Raw genomic sequence first — 16,934 nt, forward strand, 5'->3', positions numbered from 1 at the left:
ATTGCCTTTTCCCTGCAAGGAAGGCTATGCCCGAGCAGGCATTCGAGAAGGAGACACAATGCGGCTTGGCGGACGCCTGCAGGCAGCTATCGAGGTATTGGATCAGATCGAAGCGGGCACGCGCCCGGCTTCTGATGTGCTGAAGGATTGGGGCGCTACCCATCGTTTCGCAGGCGCAGGCGATCGCGCTGTGATCGGCAATATCGTCTATGACGCACTGCGCCGCAAACTGTCCATTGCGTGGCGAATGGATGCTGATGACGCGCGCGCGCTCGCATTCGGCGCTTTGCTGGCCGATGGTGGCATGGATATCGCGGGCATCGATACGGTCCTCGACGGCGACAAGTTCGCGCCTGAAACGCTGGAACAGCCGCGCCGTATTGCCTGGGAAAGCCGGGATATTGCCGAAGCGCCCTCGCACGTTCAAGCAGACATACCGGAATGGTGTGCCTCTTCGCTTGAGGAGCTTTTTGGTGCGCGCTGGATGGACGAGGGCAGGGCACTGGCAACGCGGCCACCCGTCGATCTGCGCGTAAACAGTTTGAAGGCCAAGCCTGAGCAAACGCTTGCGGCCTTGGAAAAAGCCGGCGCTGCGCCGGCGCCGTTCCTTGCACAAGCCTTGCGCATACCGCCGATCGAAGCGCTTGGTCGCCATCCGAATGTACAGGGTGAGCAGGCTTTTCTCGATGGCTGGTTCGAGGTGCAGGACCTCGGATCACAGCTTGCCGCGCTTTTTGCCGGTGCGAAACCCGGTCAGCAGGTACTGGATTACTGTGCCGGGGCCGGGGGCAAGACTTTGGCTCTGGCGGCTGCGATGCAAAACAGCGGTCAAATTCACGCCTACGATGCCGAACGTGCGCGGCTTTCACCCATGCATGAACGACTGCAGCGTGCAGGGGTTCGCAATACACAGGTGCATGGAAATCTCGACGCGCTCGACCCGCTCACGGGGCAGATGGATCTGGTGCTGACCGATGCGCCCTGCACCGGTTCCGGCACATGGCGCCGCCGTCCCGATGCAAAATGGCGGCTGAACGAGCAGCAGCTTGAGCGGCGCGTTCAGGATCAGAGGGAAGTGCTGGAATCGGCCAAGCACTATGTGAAGCAGGGTGGGCGGCTTGCTTATGTCACCTGCTCGCTCTTTGCTGAAGAAAATACCCGGCAAGTGGCGCGGTTTCTTCGCGATAATGCTGATTTTACGGAAGTCGCCCCGCAGCCCTTGTGGGACGCAGTTGTTGCAGATGCCGGTGACATCAAGCCGGTATTCCCCGAGTACGGCGCGGTATTTTCGCCATTGTCTACTGACACTGACGGTTTTTATGTGAGCATTCTGCAAAGGTCGAACTAGAGCATTCCCGGCAAAAGTGCGAAGCGGTTTGCGCCGGACAATGTGTAAAAGCAAACGGATGGAACGGGGGAACCGAGCCGATGTCAGCACACCGTGTAGCCGAACCGGATTTCAAGGAACGCGTGGAGGAAAGTTTCGGGCGGCAGGCTGCGATGAAGCTGATTGGTGCTGAGCTGGCACGGTGTGAGCCCGGTATTGTCGAAATCGAGATGCCGTTCCGGGAAGAACTGACGCAACAGCACGGCATTCTCCACGCAGGCGTGATTTCGGCTGCGCTCGATTCCGCCTGTGGCTACGCGGCACTTACGCTGATGCCGTCCGATGCGGCGGTGCTGACCATCGAATTCAAGGTTAATCTGCTTGCTCCGGGCAAGGGCGAACGCTTTCTGTTCCGTGGCGAGGTGACCAAACCCGGTCGGACGATCATGGTCAGCGATGGCCAGGCATTTGCGGTCACCGACACGGAAGTGCGTCTCATCGCGACGATGACCGGGACGATGATGGTGGTGCAGGATAGAAAAGGCTTGCAGGGATGATAAAGACCGTCGCCGGAAAGCGCCTGCTCTACGTTATGGCAGCAGATGCCGAATATGGACGGCACCTGGCGAAGCTCTTCACGCCGGTCATGATCGGGGTAGGGCCAGTCGAAGCGGCGGCCAATCTCGCATATGCTCTCGGCAGCTTGATTCACGCAGGCAAAAAACCCGACCTCGTGGTCTCGCTGGGTTCGGCCGGATCAGCCAAATTAGCCCAGGCGGAAGTATTTCAGGTATCTTCCGTATCTTATCGCGATATGGATGCTTCGCCGCTTGGATTTGAAAAGGGAGCGACGCCCTTTCTTGACCTCCCCACGGTGGTTGAACTTCCGATTTATGTGCCCGAAATCCCTGCTGCATCGCTTTCAACCGGCGCAAACATTGTTTCCGGCGATATTTATTCGGCAATTGATGCAGATATGGTCGATATGGAGACTTACGCCTGCCTGCGAGCCTGCCAACTTGCAGGTGTCCCTCTTTTCGGGCTTAGAGGTATCTCCGATGGCACAAGCGAGTTGCAGCATGTCGGCGACTGGACGCAGTATCTGCATGTTATAGATGAAAAACTAGCCGACGCGGTCGAGCGACTGGAAGCTGCAATCGCGGATGGCCTCATCTCCTCCTGACAATGGTGTGTCAGTATGGGCCCTTTTTTCGCAACACACTTGTTGAGCATCTCGTCCATACCCCATATAGGCATTGCATCCCGGCCACTTTTTAAATAGATGCTGCACATGAGTATTACGGCACATCCCGACACAATCCTTATCATCGACTTTGGCAGCCAGGTCACGCAGCTGATTGCGCGTCGCGTGCGCGAGGCCAATGTCTATTGTGAAATCGTTCCTTTCCAGTCTGCTGAAGAGGCATTCAAACGGCTGAAGCCGAAAGGCGTCATCCTTTCAGGAAGCCCGCATTCGACGACCGACATCGGCTCGCCACGTGCGCCGCAGGCGGTTTTCGAGGCAGGTATTCCGGTTCTTGGCATCTGCTACGGCGAACAGACGATCTGCGCCCAACTGGGCGGCAAGGTGGAAAGTGGTCATGACCGCGAATTTGGTCGGGCTTTCCTGGATGTGCAGGAAGACAGCCCGCTTTTCGAAGGCATCTGGGCCAAGGGTACCCGTCACCAGGTTTGGATGAGCCACGGCGATCGGGTAACATCGCTGCCGGATGGTTTCACAATCATCGGTACGTCGCCGAACGCACCTTTTGCAGCCATCGCCGACGAAAAGCGCAAATATTACGGCGTGCAGTTCCATCCGGAAGTTGTGCATACGCCGGATGGCGCCAAGCTGTTGCAGAATTTCGTTCATCGTATCGTCGGTGTGAAGCCGGGCTGGACGATGGGCGCATACCGCGAACAGGCTGTCGAAGCGATCCGTAAGCAGGTCGGCAGCGGAAAGGTCATCTGCGCGCTTTCCGGTGGCGTGGATTCCTCTGTTGCAGCCCTTCTGGCCCACGAAGCCATTGGCGACCAGCTCACCTGCATTCTCGTCGACCACGGCCTGATGCGTAAGAACGAGGCGCAGCAGGTCGTTGAGATGTTCCGCGAACATTACAATCTGCCGCTGATCCTCGTGGATGCTTCCGACCGTTTCATCGGTGAACTGGAAGGCGAAACCGATCCGGAAAAGAAGCGCAAGACGATTGGACGCCTCTTCATCGAAGTATTCGAAGAAGAAGCCAAGAAGCTCGGCGGCGCAGATTTCCTGGTGCAGGGCACACTTTATCCGGACGTTATCGAAAGCGTTTCCTTTACCGGCGGACCTTCGGTCACGATCAAGTCGCACCACAATGTCGGCGGTTTGCCCGAGCGCATGAAGATGCAGTTGGTTGAGCCGCTGCGCGAACTGTTCAAGGATGAAGTGCGCCTGCTCGGCAAGGAACTGGGCCTGCCGGACAGCTTTATCGGTCGTCACCCGTTCCCTGGGCCGGGTCTTGCGATCCGCTGCCCCGGCGGCATCACGCGCGAAAAGCTGGAAATTCTGCGTGAAGCGGATGCGATCTATCTGGACGAAATCCGCAAGGCTGGCCTCTACGATGCCATCTGGCAGGCTTTCGCGGTTCTGCTGCCGGTTCAGACTGTCGGCGTGATGGGCGATGGCCGTACCTATGAATTCGTCTGCGCGCTGCGCGCTGTGACTTCCGTAGACGGCATGACCGCTGATTTCTATCACTACGACATGAACTTCCTTGGCAATGCGGCAACCCGCATAATCAACGAAGTGCGGGGCATCAACCGCGTCGTCTACGACGTGACGTCAAAGCCGCCGGGTACGATTGAGTGGGAATAATTCGCGCCTACCCAGACGCCGCCAATAGCCGCCTATCTCCCTCTATAACGCACTCAAAATAAACACTTTTCTTTCCGCCGTCTTTCGCCGTCAATCGCCGAGCCAGCCTCGCTATCGACGGCGGAGTTGACGGTATGGGTGTCTTGTGACATCGCGGAATTGCATATACCGTCATGGCTTAGAGAGCTTGTGACGGTATTTTTTTGCCCCTTATTCCATTGAGAATAAAGGAAAATTCGGCGACAGGATTGGTCGATTTTGGCCTGACGGTATTTTCAGGGGCTCTCTGGCGTTTTTTGAACGATCTAGGAGGGGCCGATGCTTACCGATGCGGCAATCAAAGCACTGAAGCCAAAGGACAAATTATACAAGGTCACTGACCGTGACGGTATGTATGTCGTCGTGAACCCGTCGGGCGCCGTCGTGTTCGGCTATGACTACCGTATGCACGGTCGACCCGAGACCTTGACCCTCGGCCGATACGGGCCAGCGGGCTGGCGTATTGGCTTCTCCTGTCCGAATGTTGGATCAGTCCCGGTTTTGGTTGCCGGATTGCAATAGCCTTCTTCAAAGCACAGATAGCCAGATCCTTTTTCATCCGATCGCGCGCTTCCCAGCCGATGATGCGACTAGAATAGAGATCGACAACGATTGCCAAGTACAGCCAGCCTTCTACCGTCCATATGTAACTGATATCGACACCCCATTTCTGATCCGGTCCGTCACAAGTGAAGTCCTGATCCAGAAGATTGGGAGCGACAGGCTCGCCATGATTGCTGTCCGTCGTGCGCTTGAAACGCGTCTTTTGTCGGGCTTTCAAACCATTTTGACGCATCAGTCGCGCTGTGCGGGGACGACCTGCCCGAATGCCCCTCTTCGTTCAGCTCAACATGCATGCGAGGGCTGCCGTAAGGTTCGCGTGATAGTACAAACTGGTTACGAATGTGAGCCAGGATAATCATGTCATCAAGCTGGCGACGACTGGGTAAACGACGCTTCCATACATAATAGCCGCTGATGCTGACACCTGCGAAAGCACATAGCCGTGACAGAGACATATGGGCCTTCTCCGTGTCGATGAACGCAAACTTCATCGACTTGTCTCCCGCGCGAAAAAGGCCGTCGCTTTTTTTAATAATTCTCGTTCCTGTCGTAGAAGCTCATTCTTTTCGAAGACGGGCAAGCTCCTAGTTCATGTCCTCATGGGGCCAGAAAGCAAATCTTTCTCAGCAATATTACGCCGCCAACGGTCAAGTGTTGACTTGCCAATGCCAAGGTCCTTGGCGACCGATGAAATGCTTAGACCACTCGTCGTTAAAATACGAACGGCTTCGCGTTTGAACTCTTCTGTAAATTCTCGCCGCTTCAATTTTAAGTCTCCTGTCAGTCTTATCTAACAGAAGCCCTTCACCTTTGAAGGGGAAGTCCAGCATCTTCAATGCGGGCGGCGATGGGGCAGTGCCCCGACATGGGCCGGTGTTCTCTGCGCTCGGTAAGCTGTCTTTAGGGTTCTACGATAAGCCGAATGCCGCGCTGACCGCAGACGCCACGGAGAAGCTGAAGGGCTACACCCAGTTCTGGGGATAGCCGGAGAAGGGCATTGAAAACGTCCTGCTGAAACAGATGCCCATCCAGGTGGTCCGTCGGTTTCTTGATGAGGTAAAGAGCCGTTCGGACTATCCGCCGGTCGGCGCCTATGATCCGGCGGCCGGAGACGCCGATGTTCTCACGCTGGCCGGCAAGGTGCTGAAGGCGCGCAAGGGCGACGCTTATGGCTACGCCGCCATGCTGATCGCACAATGCCAGGACGCCAACGAACTGCCGGCGACAGTCCGTGAGATTTTGGAGACGATCCACAAGGCGCTGAGCGCGGTTCCGGAAGACATTGCTGTACCGTCACCGCCGCCAGATGACTTCGTGGACCTGCTCGAATGAAGGTCGATCTGTGCGACAAGCGTAAGGCAATCATCGCGCACGACGGGCACCTTCTGGTGTTAGGCGGTCCGGGTTCCGGAACAACCACCATCGCCTTGTTCAAAGCGCAGAAGCGGTTCGCCGAGTTGAAATCCGGTCAGGAAATCCTTTTCCTGAGTTGTTCGCGCGCGGCGATCCGCCAGGTTCTCGGCGTTGCAAGGAAATCCTGTCGCCAGCGGAACGACGCGCGGTGACGGTGCAAACCTATCACGCCTTCTGCATGGAAAAAGCGCACGGTCGCTTACTGAGCGGCAAACCCGTGCGCTTCCTCTACCCCGGCGATGAGAGGCTTCAGAAGTCATCTTTCGACGGCGATTGGAACTTGGAGCGCCAACGGCAGGCGGCCGAGTCTGGCCTTCATTGTTTCGATCTTTTCGCTGCCGGAACTGTCGAGTTGCTCGAACGCTGCGCCGCGTTGCGCGAGCTGATTGCCGACCGCTTTCCGATGATAATCGTCGATGAATTCCAGGACACGGACGACAATCAGTGGGGGATCGTACGGGCGCTGTTGGGCGTCACGAACGTTTTCTGTCTCGCCGATCCTGAGCAACGCATCTTTGATTATCGAGATGACATCGATCCACGGCGGCTCGACATTCTACGCGAGACGATTAAGGTCACGGAATTCGATCTCGGTGGCGAGAACCACCGTAGCCCGAACGCTGGCATCCTGAAGTTCGCCGATGCTGTGTTGAGAAACCAAAGTCCGTTAAGCTAACTTTGCGTGGGGCACGACTCGTCATAGGTGTGTACATGTGGGCAAGTTCAGATAATGCTTCATGATCAGAAGAGACCGAGGGGCCTCAACAAGCCTTCAAATGTATGTTGATGGTAATCTTTTATAACTCCTCGCTCAGCAGGAGGAATTTGATCTACAATAGAATTTTTCCTGTATACGCTGCTAGGGCTATAACCGAAATACGGTGTAAAGGTGCGGCTGAAATTGGCCGAGGATTTGATGCCAATCGCCAGTCCGATGTCTGCAATTTTCTGGCTACCCGCAGGATCTGCCAGCATGGCATGAGCAGTGAGAAGATGACGCCGGCGAAACAGTCGGCCGAGCGAACGAACTTCCATCATGCCCGGCTCATTTTGTGCAACATGGCCGTCCACTTCGGTCCAATTACGACCTGAGTGGAGGAGTGCGATGCGCCAATGATCAATCGGACTGAATCGAATCTTTTGAGCAAGGCATACAGGCATGTTATCAGCATTTGCCGGAAGCATCTTCCAAACGCGCGATATATGTGGTCACCGCGGGGAGATGCCCAGTTGGAAGCCTATTATCCGGGTGACGAATATCTCGATATCATCGGTCTGTCGGTGTTCGGCTACCAACCCTATGACAAGCTGGTTGTAGGGCGAGATACGACATTCGTCGAGCGCACCGAGCCGGGATATGATCGTGTGGCAGGTTTTGGCAAACCAGTTGCCATTGCCGAGCTCGGTTATGAAGGCAGTGACAGCTACGTACGGGATTGGGCGGCGGAAGCCAACAAGCCCCACGCCGAGTTTCCGGCCCTGACCGCCGTCATCTACTTTAACGACCGTGAAGTCTACCCATGGCCGCGTGGTGTCGGACGCCCGGACTGGCGCGTCGCAAACCATCCGCTCGATTGACCCGGGTAATTCAACCGGAGCGGCTTGTTATTTGTGAAAACGCCGCCGCTCCTTTCTTTGCATTCTTGCAGTTCCGCCAAGCCAGCTTGCCGGAACTGCTCGATCAACAGGAAGAAGAAAATGCTATTGAAGCATTTCGTCATTGCGAGCGCTGCGATGTTAGCGCTCTCGCTGGCAGGCAACGCCAGTGCAGCGCCAAAGCCAGCGACGGATAATACCGTCACCCAACTTGCGGCCGCCGCCTCACCGATGAAAGGCCCTGCGCTTGAAAAGCTCTATGCCGGCCGCACCTGGAAATGGAAAACCGGCGGCGGATTCTTTTCAAGCAAGAAAGCCCGCAGCTGGATCCTTTCTGGCGAACAGAAACAATTCTCCGCTTGGTCCGGCAAAGGCGCGGCCACAACCCATGCAACAGGCTATTGGTACGTGACCGATGGCGGAAAGCTCTGCTTGCGCGCGCTCTGGAGTAGCCAAGGCGACAGCAGCGGCGCAGTCACCTGCTTCCTGCACCGCGAGAAAAATGGCGTGGTCTACCAGAAACCCGCTCTTGGCGGAAAATGGTATGTCTTTGCGCACAATCCAGTTCGGAAAGACGATGAGATACGCAAACTGGTCAAAGGTGACCGGGTGGGCGCAGAAGTGGCGCGGCTGAAGGCTAATCGCCGGTAAAGAACGATAGTGCGGGAGGCTTCTTGAGGGTTGCTCGGGAGAAGGCTGTAAATCGCACCAACTCTGGCCTGTCGTTAATTCAAGAGATGTAAAGTTTCACGTAGAGGGCGAAAACGATGTTAAAGACCAACGAATTCCAACATTTTACATCACGTATCGGAAAGACCTGCATGGCAATCATGGCCGCGTCGGTGGGCGTGATGATGGCGTGGTCCTCAGCCGTGGCTGACGAATTAACCTGTAGCGCTCCGGAAAATGGCGAAGCGCGGGTCAGCCTGCGTTTGCCGGAGAATGCACGGCCAATGACCGCAGTGGAACTTCATGAACTCTACCGCGACAAGAGCTGGAAATGGTGCGATGGCGCCGCTTACATGCAGGACAAGGAGCGGATATTCAAGGGATGGGCAGGCTCGGGTGCCCGTGCTTCCTGGGCACTGGGACATTGGACCGTGGCCGACACCGGACGGATGTGCCTTGAGGCCGACTGGCATGCTCCAAACGGCACATCCAGCGACAGGACGTGTTTCGAGCACATGATCGATGGCCAGATGATCTACCAGAGGAAGGAACCCACCGGCGGCTGGTACGTGTTCAAGCATTCCGAACCGCAGGATGGTGATGAATTCGCCAAACTGGTCGCTGAGGACCTGGTTTCGGAGAAGCTGGAGAAACTCCGCAATCAATAATTGCGGGACATATTGAACGCAGAAAAAAGCTGCCGGACTTTCTGATCGGCAGCCTGCGATAAAAAGCCGGTCTGGCGGATGGTATCTGCCACCGGCAGCGCGTCTGCTCCTTGATACAACAGTCGCTATTTTCCCTTCCAGACAGGATCGCGCTTTTCGGCGAAAGCTCTGGCGCCTTCCAAATTATCCTCCGATCCATACAGAATGTCGACCGTCGCCAACTTGCGCCGCATGATGAGGTTCATCATGGTTTGGAAGTCCTCGCTTTCCGCGCGCCGGACTGTCTCCTTGATCGCGGCGTAAACGAGTGGAGGACCGGAGGCGAGCAGACGGGCAATTTCCCAGACACGTTCTTCGAGCTTCTCCTGAGGCAGGACCTCGTTGACGAAACCCCAGCGATGAGCTTCGTGAGCGTCGATCCAGCGGCCAGTCAGCAAAAGTTCCATGGCTATGTGGTATGGAATGCGTTTCGGAAGCCGGATACTTGCCGCGTCTGCAATGGTTCCGGAGCGAATTTCGGGAAGCGAAAAGGTTGAATGCTCCGAGGCATAGATCAGGTCACAGGACAGCGCCAGTTCGAAGCCGCCGCCCGCGGCCATGCCGCTGACACAGGCGATGACAGGTTTGTTCAGGTCTCGCAGTTCCTGGATGCCGCCGAAACCGCCAATTCCGTAGTCACCATCGATAGGCGCGCCTTCTGCCGCGGCTTTCAAATCCCAACCGGCAGAAAAGAAACGGTCGCCAGCGGTCTTGAGGATGGCGACACGCAATTCCGGGTCATCGCGGAAGGCGGCAAAAGTTTGACCCATCGCGCGCGATGTCGGCAGATCGATGGCGTTGGCCTTGGGCCGATCCAGCGTAACTTCCAGAATAGCCCCGTCCCGGCGGGTTGTTATGGCGTCTTCGGCATGTGCGCTCATTTCATCTGCCTTTCCATACCGGATCGCGCTTTTCGACCGCTGCGCGCGGTCCTTCCAGTGCGTCTTCGCTTTCGATCAGCAATTTGAACAGCGGGAAATTACCGGCCCGCATGGCGGCGTAACTTTCGGCCAGACCCATATGTTCGGCCATACGCGCTGTCTGTTTGGCTGCGGCAACAGAAAGCGGTGCGGAGCGCAGGATACGGGCAGCGAGCGCACGGGCTGCGCTCATCAGCTCCGCCTGCGGCACCACGTCATTGACCAAACCCCAGCGGAGGCAGTCCTGCGCGCTAAAGCGCCGCCCTCCATAAAGAACTTCGTTCGCTATAACCTTGGGCAGGAGCTTGGGCAGAACGAATGAGCCGATATCCGGCAGAACCCCGAGCGAAGTTTCCGGCAGCCAGAATTGCGCGTGGTCGGCGGCAATGATGAAATCGGCAGTAAGGAGAATTTCGAAACCCGCGCCGATGGCATAACCGTTGACTGCGCAGATGATGGGCTTCTCCAATCCGGGCAATTCGGAAAAGCCATAGATTCCGCCCTGACCATAGTCGGCGATATAGCCATCTCCGCCGGTCGAAGCCGCTTCGTTCAGATCCCAGCCGGCGGAAAAAAACTTCTCGCCCCCACCTGTGAAAATAGCAACGCGCAGATCCGGGTCGTCGCGAAACATGGCGAAGGCATCGCCCAGCTTTCGGCTGGTTGGCTGGTCGATGGCATTGGCCTTTGGCCGGTCGAGCGTGATCTCCAATATCTGACCGTTGCGAACGGCCTTTACCTCGTCAGTCATCAAGCTCTCCTGTTGCGTATCAGGGCATCGACGGCGATTGCATTGTCCGCTGTGACAATGAGCGGGTTGATGTCGAGTTCCTCAAGTTTCCCTGCCTGTTCGAGCGCATAGTTGCCAACCAGCCACGCGGCCTCGACGGCGGCTTCGATATTGGCTTTTGGCCTGCCGCGAAAGCCGGTGAGAAGGGGGGCGGAGCGCAGGGTAAGAAGCGCCTCGCGGATTTCATCGCGGCTCGCAGGTAAGAGCAGCGACCGTGTATCGTTCCAAAGCTCAACCATCACGCCACCTGCGCCAATGGTCAGATAAAGCCCGAATTGCGGGTCGCGCGCGATGCCGATAATCAGTTCAGCCACACCACCCTGAACCATTTTCTCGACCAGAAAATCGCATTTCAAAGGGGCAAGCGAAAGGGCGGCAGCGCGTACTGCTTCGGCATTCGCCAGATTGAGGCACACCGCCGCCATTTCCGTTTTGTGAAGCAAGTTCTCACCCACCCCCTTGAGGACGACGGGGTAACCCAGCTTTTCGGCAAGGGCGACAGCATCGTCGATAGTCGATACTACGCCGCCCGTCGGGGTGATGAGGCCGATTTCGCGCAAGGCGGATTTCGATGACCACTCGTCCAATGCGGTGGCTGCAGATGGCGACGCCGGCGCTTGGTCAGCCAGCATTGGAGATTGCGGTTTCGACCAGATTTCGCCAATCCAGGCAGCATTGGCTGCTGCCGCAAGCGCAGTTGCAAGCCCCATCATCGGGGCTATTCCAGCTGCTATCAGACGTTCGGCGTGGGCTTCCGTCATATTCTCCGGCAAACTGGCAACCAGCGCAAAGCGACCGCCTCCAGCTTCGTGCGCCGCTATCGCCGCTTCGAGCGATGTTTCGCAACCATTGTCAACACAACGGTCCCCACGGGGGAAGTCGAGCACCAGTATGGTCAGACCGAAATTGCCATCGAGCATAGCGCGATAGGTCTCAGTCAGCGACGGCCCGTTTCCCCATGTAAAGGTGTGATAGTCGAGGGGGTTCGAGATGGTAACCATCTCGGGCAGGGTGGCGCGAAGCCTGTTTGCCTCGTCCGGCGCCAACGGTCTGAGATCGAGACCAGCGGCGCTTGCAAGATCGCCGACGAGTGAAGCTTCGCCGCCCGAACAGCTCATAGAGCCGAGGCTGTTGTCCGGTGAGGGGCCAAGCACATGAAGCAGCTTCAGCGTTTCGACAAATTCGTCGAGCGTTCCAACACGCAGGACGCCACATCGCGCAAAGAAAGCGTCGGCAAGCGTGTCGGCTCCAGCTAGCGATGCCGTGTGTGAGAGGGTCATCGCCTGTGCCGCGGCGGAAGTTCCGACCTTGATGGCGACAACCGGTTTTCTCATCTCACGTGCTCTGGCGAAAACACGTTCCAACCGTGAAATATTGTCGAAGCCTTCTATATGCAAACCTAGAACGGTAACCCGCGGGTCTTCGAGCGCGGCTTCCGCCAATTCGGAAAGACCGGTCTGTGCCTGATTTCCGGCTGTCAGCACATAGGCTATGGGAAGACCCCGACGCTGCATCGTAAGATTGATAGCTATATTGGACGATTGCACGACGATGGCGGCGCCGCTTTCCACCCTCTTGCCGCCATGCTGATCGGGCCACAGCAAGGCTCCATCAAGGTAGTTGATGAAGCCGTAGCAGTTGGGGCCGAGGATCGGCATTTCGCCTGCCGCCGCCAGCAGGGCCTGATTGCGTTCGGCGCCGTCGGATACTTCGTTGAAGCCAGATGCAAAGCACACCGCGCCGCCACTTCCTCGCGCCGAGAGCTGGCGAACAATTTCGATTGTTCCGTCGCGGTTGACGCCGATGAAGCTTACATCCGGTGCGCCGGGAAGGTCGGCGACAGATCGATAGCAGGGAATATCGTCGATAGTATCGCGGGTGGGGTGGACAGGCCAGAGTTCTCCCTCAAAGCCCATTTTGCGGCATTGCCTGAGCACAGCCGTAGACCATCCTCCGCCAAAGATGGCTATGGAACGGGGACGCAAGACACGAGACAGGTTCTTTTTGCTCACGGTCAGGCTCCGAGCGGGCGAAGGAGGTCGCGGGCGATGATATGGCGCTGGATTTCGCTTGTGCCGTCCCATATCCGCTCGACACGCGCATCACGCCAGAAGCGTTCCAGCGGGAGGTCGTCCATCAGGCCCATGCCTCCATGCACCTGAATGGCCCGATCGGTGACGCGAGCCAGCATTTCCGATGCGTAGACTTTCGCCGAGGCGATCTCGCGGTTTGCGGGCAATCCCTGATCGAGACGCCAGGCCGCTGCCAGCGTCAGCCAGTCGGCGGCATCGATTTCGGTGACGGAATCGGCAAGCTGGAAGCCGACGCCCTGAAAGCGACCGATGGGCTGGCCAAATTGCTTACGCTGGGCGGCGTAGTCGACCATCATGTCGAATACGCGGCGCGCGCGCCCCACCGCCATTGTCGCAACTGTTATGCGGGTAGCGTAAAGCCACTCATTCATGACCGCAAAGCCACCATCCACCTCTCCGAGCACCTGCGCATCGGGAAGACGGCAGTCGTCGAATTCAAGGATCATGTTCTTGTAGCCGCGATGGCTGACGGATTTGTAACCCTCGCGGATGGTGAAGCCCGGTGTTCCACGATCCACCAGAAAGGTCGTGATTTTCTTCTTCGTTCCGGCGGAGGACTGTTCCTCGCCCGTCGCCATGAAGACAATGACGAAGTCGGCGTGCTCGGCGCCGGAAATGAAATGCTTGGTGCCGTTCAGTACCCAGTCGTCACCATCGCGGCGCGCATTGGCTTTCATGCCCCGAATGTCGGAGCCGGCGTCAGGTTCTGTCATGGCAAGTGCATCCATCCTTTCGCCGCGCACCGCTGGCAGGAGATAGCGCTCGATCTGCTCACCCTTGCAGGCCATCAGGATATTTTGCGGGCGTCCGAAAAAATGGGTGAGCGCCATCGACCCGCGTCCCAGCTCGCGCTCCACCAGCGCGAACTCCAGATGGGAAAGTCCGGGGCCACCCGCCGATTCCGGGAAATTGCTGGCATAGAAGCCAAGTTCGATGGTCTTCCGCTTGATTTCGTCACCGATTTCCTCCGGCACGTAACCAAGCCGCTCGACGGTCGTTTCATGCGGATAAATCTCGTTCTCGACAAAGCTTCGAACTGTCGAGACGATCATTTCCTGTTCTTCAGTCAGTCCGAAATGCATAGCGTTCCTCCCAGTCGCTTTGCCAGACCGTCCCGGCCTATGGCGTCGTTATTTCTATAAGTGCGGGCCCCTCGACCGCCTGGGCGCGGTGAAGCGCACCGGCGAGTTGCGCAAGGTCGAGGGCGCCTGGATGAAGCGCATCCTGATTGTGTTGATTAGTCAGACGGATATGTTCCCCCGGGATGCCATAGGCCTGCGCGAGCTTGAGAAAATCGGGAGGTGTCGGGCGCACGCCCACGGGCTCGATACCCCGAGAAAGCATGTAATCTTCGATTTCCTGATAACCGTGATTGTTCCAGACGACGAAAATCACAGGCGCTTTTTCGTCTGCGGCAGTGCCGAGGGTGCCGAGACAGAACTGGAATCCGCCGTCTCCCACCAGGCAGACCACCGGTGTGTCAGCCTGCGCAAGACTGGCGCCCACTGCGGCCGGGGGACCAAATCCGAGCGCTCCGTACCCGGTCGAAGCATTGAACCAGCTTCGTGTGCCATCGGCTTCGAAGAAAAGGTTGCCGGCATAGGCGAGCTGCGTGGAATCCCCGACTATGATACTGCCGGGCAGGGCATCCCGAATGGTGTCCAGAACTCCGGTCAAAGCCTGCATCTTGGGAGAAAGGAAGTCGTATGCTGCAGCCTTGGCCGCCGTTGCGCGCTCCTTTCCGTCCTCACGTGGTGCCTGAGGAAGAAGCTGCAGAGCAGAGATGAGCTCTGCCGTTATTGGGGCGGCATCGCCCACGATCATCAGGCCAGCCGGGGCGCTGGTTGCCTCCGCATCCGGGTCTATGTCGATGCGGATCATTCTGGCAGGAGGCTCGAAACCTCCATCTACATACATGTCGTAATCGGTCGGACCGAACTGGGTTCCTATCGCAATGACGAGATCGGCATCGGCGATCAGCTGGCGGATAGGCGGCAGGCTGGGGCTTGCCTGCACCGCGAGCGGATGACGGCCAAGCAAACCACGGGCGTTCGTTGTGGTCACCACCGGGGCGTCAAGCATCTGCGAAAGGGTGGAAACCGCATCACCCGCCCGGTTGGCGCCCCCGCCTGCGAGGATCAAAGGACGGCGGGCTTCGGCGCAAAGTGTCGCGGCGGCTTTGATTTTTCCGACATTGGAATCCACAGCCGTAGCGCTCGCAGTTGCCGGGGACTTGCGCAAATTTCCTTCAAACGGAGCTTCCATAAGGTCCGTCGGGATTTCAATATGGACAGGGCCCGGACGTCCGGATTTCATACGGGCGAAGGCACGGCCAACCAGTTCTGCAAGGTCGCCGGGCTGTTCCAGTCGCTCTGACGACAGGGCGATTGTTCGCATGGTCGCGGCCTGATCGGGAAGCTCGTGCAGGTGTCCCTTATATTGTCCAAGCGTGTGGCGCGCGTTGACGCCTGAGATGACGAGCATCGGTATGGAATCGGCTCGCGCTTGGGCCATCGGGGTTATCGCATTGGTAAGTCCCGGACCGGTAATCAGCAGGCAGACACCCGGCTTGCCGGAAACCCGCGCATAGCCATCTGCCATGAAGCCCGCATCCTGTTCGTCGCGCGGGGTAACATGCCGGATGCTCGATCCGGCAAGGCCACGATAAAGTTCGGCTGTGTGCACACCCGGAATGCCAAATACTGTATCGACATCGTAAGCTTCCAGAAGGCGGATCAGCGCTTGCCCGACCGTTATTTCGCTGCTCATGAAACCAGACTTTCCGCTCTGTAGTTGAGGCTGCGGGCAAAACGGGCGATGCGGTCACATGCCTCGATTATGCTGTCTTCAGGAACGGTGACGCTCATGCGAACCAGATTCTTCGCGACCTGACCGAAAGACGTGCCGGGCATCATCGAGACGTAGTGTTCCTCAAGCAGCCGGCTGGCGAATTCCTCCCCATTGAGGCCAGTGCCGCCAATATCCAGCAGCACGAACATGCCCGCTTCCGGCATCAGGGGCTTGATCCCCGCAACGTCTTGCAAACGCTCCACGATCAGCTCGGACCGCGCCTTGTACTGCGTGCGCATGATTGAGGCTGTCGGCAGATCATGTGTCAGCGCATAGGCTGCCATGTCGGCGATGAACGGCTGTCCACCGAAGAGCATGGATTCGGAGAAAGGCAGCAATCTCTGGCAAAACTCCTCGGAACCGACCGCCCAGCCTGCACGAAAGCCGGGGGCTGCGTGTGACTTCGATATGGAGGAGACCACGATGGTGCGATCAGCCATTTCGGGAAGGTCGAGCGGCGACGCAAATGCGGCGCCGAAAGTAAGATCTTCATAAACCTCATCGCAAACGATCCAGAGATCGTGCTTGCGGCAGACTTCGCTGATCGCGGCAATTTCGGGTTTTGTGAGAACCGCTCCGGTCGGATTGTGAGGGTTGTTGAGAAGCAATGCCCGGCAGCCGGGCGTGATTGCCGCTTCCAGTATTTCCGCTCGAAGATGAAAGCCATCTTCGGCCCGCAGTGGCACCGGGACGATATCGGCTCCGGGCGCCCGCACCACGCCTTCATAGGTCGCATAATAGGGATCGGGGACGAGAACCTTGTCGCCGTTCTCGACCAATCCTGTCAGAACGGCATAAAGCGCTGTTTGGGTTCCGGGAAAATAGAGGACATTACTGGTGGTGATGGCACGGCCGGTGCGCTTTGAATATTTTGCCGCCAGCGCCGCCAGCACCGCCGGTTCGCCGCGACCGCTGGAATAGCGTGTGCGTCCGGCGCGCATGGCGTTATTGCAGGCTTCGAGCAGCGAGGCATCGGGGGCAACGTCGGGTTCACCGATCGTAAATTCTATGACGGGATGGCCAAGCGCGCGCAGTTCCCTGCCTCGTGCATGAACCCGCCATTTGTCCGAACCCAGCCCTGAGAGTCTATCGGTGATGGAGGCGTAATGCAT

The 16,934-nt window shown here is 57.7% G+C and carries 16 protein-coding genes and 3 pseudogenes; 11 read left to right on the forward strand and 8 right to left on the reverse strand.

The genetic code is table 11. The features are described from left to right. The first annotated feature begins 58 nt into the window (after positions 1-58). The 5 genes and pseudogenes from OINT_RS14060 to OINT_RS14080 all read left to right on the forward strand — a co-directional run. Positions 59-1,348, forward strand: a complete 1,290-nt coding sequence (locus OINT_RS14060) for an RsmB/NOP family class I SAM-dependent RNA methyltransferase (RefSeq protein WP_006472760.1) — start codon at positions 59-61, stop codon at positions 1,346-1,348. A gap of 80 nt (positions 1,349-1,428) precedes the next feature. Continuing rightward, positions 1,429-1,884, forward strand: coding sequence for a PaaI family thioesterase (locus tag OINT_RS14065; RefSeq protein WP_006468525.1), 456 nt, complete (start codon positions 1,429-1,431; stop codon positions 1,882-1,884). Next, positions 1,881-2,510, forward strand: coding sequence for a 5'-methylthioadenosine/S-adenosylhomocysteine nucleosidase (locus tag OINT_RS14070; protein ID WP_006468526.1), 630 nt, complete (start codon positions 1,881-1,883; stop codon positions 2,508-2,510). The genes OINT_RS14065 and OINT_RS14070 overlap by 4 nt, the downstream gene beginning before the upstream one ends. Before the next feature lie 108 nt (positions 2,511-2,618). Further along, positions 2,619-4,181, forward strand: a complete 1,563-nt coding sequence (gene guaA / locus OINT_RS14075) for a glutamine-hydrolyzing GMP synthase (RefSeq protein ID WP_006472762.1) — start codon at positions 2,619-2,621, stop codon at positions 4,179-4,181. Between the two features lie 318 nt (positions 4,182-4,499). Further along, positions 4,500-4,676 (forward strand): annotated as a pseudogene (locus OINT_RS14080) (Arm DNA-binding domain-containing protein); the annotation flags it as partial. Here the strand turns inward: OINT_RS14080 and OINT_RS23610 are convergent. Further along, positions 4,675-5,568, reverse strand: a pseudogene (locus OINT_RS23610) (IS3 family transposase); the annotation flags it as partial. The pseudogenes OINT_RS14080 and OINT_RS23610 overlap by 2 nt on opposite strands. A gap of 236 nt (positions 5,569-5,804) precedes the next feature. Here OINT_RS23610 and OINT_RS24110 point away from each other — a divergent pair. Genes OINT_RS24110 through OINT_RS14090 form a run of 3 tightly spaced genes read left to right on the forward strand, consistent with a single transcriptional unit; the run spans position 5,805 to position 6,873 of the window. Beyond that, positions 5,805-6,116: a hypothetical protein gene (locus OINT_RS24110; protein ID WP_021588156.1), complete on the forward strand. Its 312-nt coding sequence runs from the start codon at positions 5,805-5,807 to the stop codon at positions 6,114-6,116. After that, positions 6,113-6,349, forward strand: a complete 237-nt coding sequence (locus OINT_RS24115) for a DEAD/DEAH box helicase family protein (RefSeq protein ID WP_021588155.1) — start codon at positions 6,113-6,115, stop codon at positions 6,347-6,349. Before OINT_RS24110 ends, OINT_RS24115 begins: the two co-directional genes overlap by 4 nt. Beyond that, positions 6,346-6,873, forward strand: coding sequence for a UvrD-helicase domain-containing protein (locus tag OINT_RS14090; protein WP_021588154.1), 528 nt, complete (start codon positions 6,346-6,348; stop codon positions 6,871-6,873). Before OINT_RS24115 ends, OINT_RS14090 begins: the two co-directional genes overlap by 4 nt. 65 nt (positions 6,874-6,938) lie before the next feature. Here OINT_RS14090 and OINT_RS23615 read toward each other — a convergent pair whose 3' ends face one another. Continuing rightward, the gene (locus OINT_RS23615) at positions 6,939-7,382 is read right to left on the reverse strand and encodes an AraC family transcriptional regulator (protein ID WP_112669425.1); all 444 of its coding nucleotides are present in this window, start codon (positions 7,380-7,382) and stop codon (positions 6,939-6,941) included. Here OINT_RS23615 and OINT_RS14100 point away from each other — a divergent pair. The 3 genes and pseudogenes from OINT_RS14100 to OINT_RS14110 all read left to right on the forward strand — a co-directional run. Then, positions 7,344-7,775 (forward strand): annotated as a pseudogene (locus tag OINT_RS14100) (glycosyl hydrolase); the annotation flags it as partial. The gene OINT_RS23615 and the pseudogene OINT_RS14100 overlap by 39 nt on opposite strands. Positions 7,776-7,895: 120 nt before the next feature. Next, on the forward strand, positions 7,896-8,444 hold the full coding sequence (locus OINT_RS14105) for a DUF995 domain-containing protein (RefSeq protein WP_006468532.1): 549 nt from the start codon (positions 7,896-7,898) through the stop codon (positions 8,442-8,444). Between the two features lie 170 nt (positions 8,445-8,614). Continuing rightward, complete coding sequence (locus OINT_RS14110) at positions 8,615-9,130, forward strand: DUF995 domain-containing protein (RefSeq protein WP_006472769.1); 516 nt, start codon at positions 8,615-8,617, stop codon at positions 9,128-9,130. A 125-nt stretch (positions 9,131-9,255) separates the two neighbouring features. On the opposite strand, the gene OINT_RS14115 is transcribed toward OINT_RS14110, so the two are convergent. From OINT_RS14115 to OINT_RS14140, 6 genes are read right to left on the reverse strand one after another with little or no spacing between them, the layout of a single operon-like run. Beyond that, positions 9,256-10,050, reverse strand: a complete 795-nt coding sequence (locus OINT_RS14115) for a carnitinyl-CoA dehydratase (RefSeq protein ID WP_006468534.1) — start codon at positions 10,048-10,050, stop codon at positions 9,256-9,258. 1 nt (position 10,051) lies between these two features. Next, positions 10,052-10,840, reverse strand: coding sequence for an enoyl-CoA hydratase-related protein (locus OINT_RS14120; protein ID WP_006472212.1), 789 nt, complete (start codon positions 10,838-10,840; stop codon positions 10,052-10,054). Then, positions 10,840-12,897, reverse strand: coding sequence for an acetate--CoA ligase family protein (locus tag OINT_RS14125; RefSeq protein ID WP_025092074.1), 2,058 nt, complete (start codon positions 12,895-12,897; stop codon positions 10,840-10,842). The genes OINT_RS14120 and OINT_RS14125 overlap by 1 nt, the downstream gene beginning before the upstream one ends. Beyond that, positions 12,894-14,054: an acyl-CoA dehydrogenase family protein gene (locus OINT_RS14130; protein WP_006468536.1), complete on the reverse strand. Its 1,161-nt coding sequence runs from the start codon at positions 14,052-14,054 to the stop codon at positions 12,894-12,896. Before OINT_RS14130 ends, OINT_RS14125 begins: the two co-directional genes overlap by 4 nt. 37 nt (positions 14,055-14,091) lie before the next feature. After that, positions 14,092-15,741, reverse strand: coding sequence for a 5-guanidino-2-oxopentanoate decarboxylase (locus OINT_RS14135; RefSeq protein ID WP_006472214.1), 1,650 nt, complete (start codon positions 15,739-15,741; stop codon positions 14,092-14,094). Then, positions 15,738-16,934 carry a pyridoxal phosphate-dependent aminotransferase gene (locus OINT_RS14140; protein ID WP_006468537.1) on the reverse strand — a complete coding sequence of 399 codons (1,197 nt, stop codon included), beginning with the start codon at positions 16,932-16,934 and terminating at the stop codon, positions 15,738-15,740. The genes OINT_RS14135 and OINT_RS14140 overlap by 4 nt, the downstream gene beginning before the upstream one ends.

Origin of the sequence: Brucella intermedia LMG 3301, from assembly GCF_000182645.1 — a bacterium.
Taxonomy (GTDB): Bacteria; Pseudomonadota; Alphaproteobacteria; order Rhizobiales; family Rhizobiaceae; genus Brucella; species Brucella intermedia.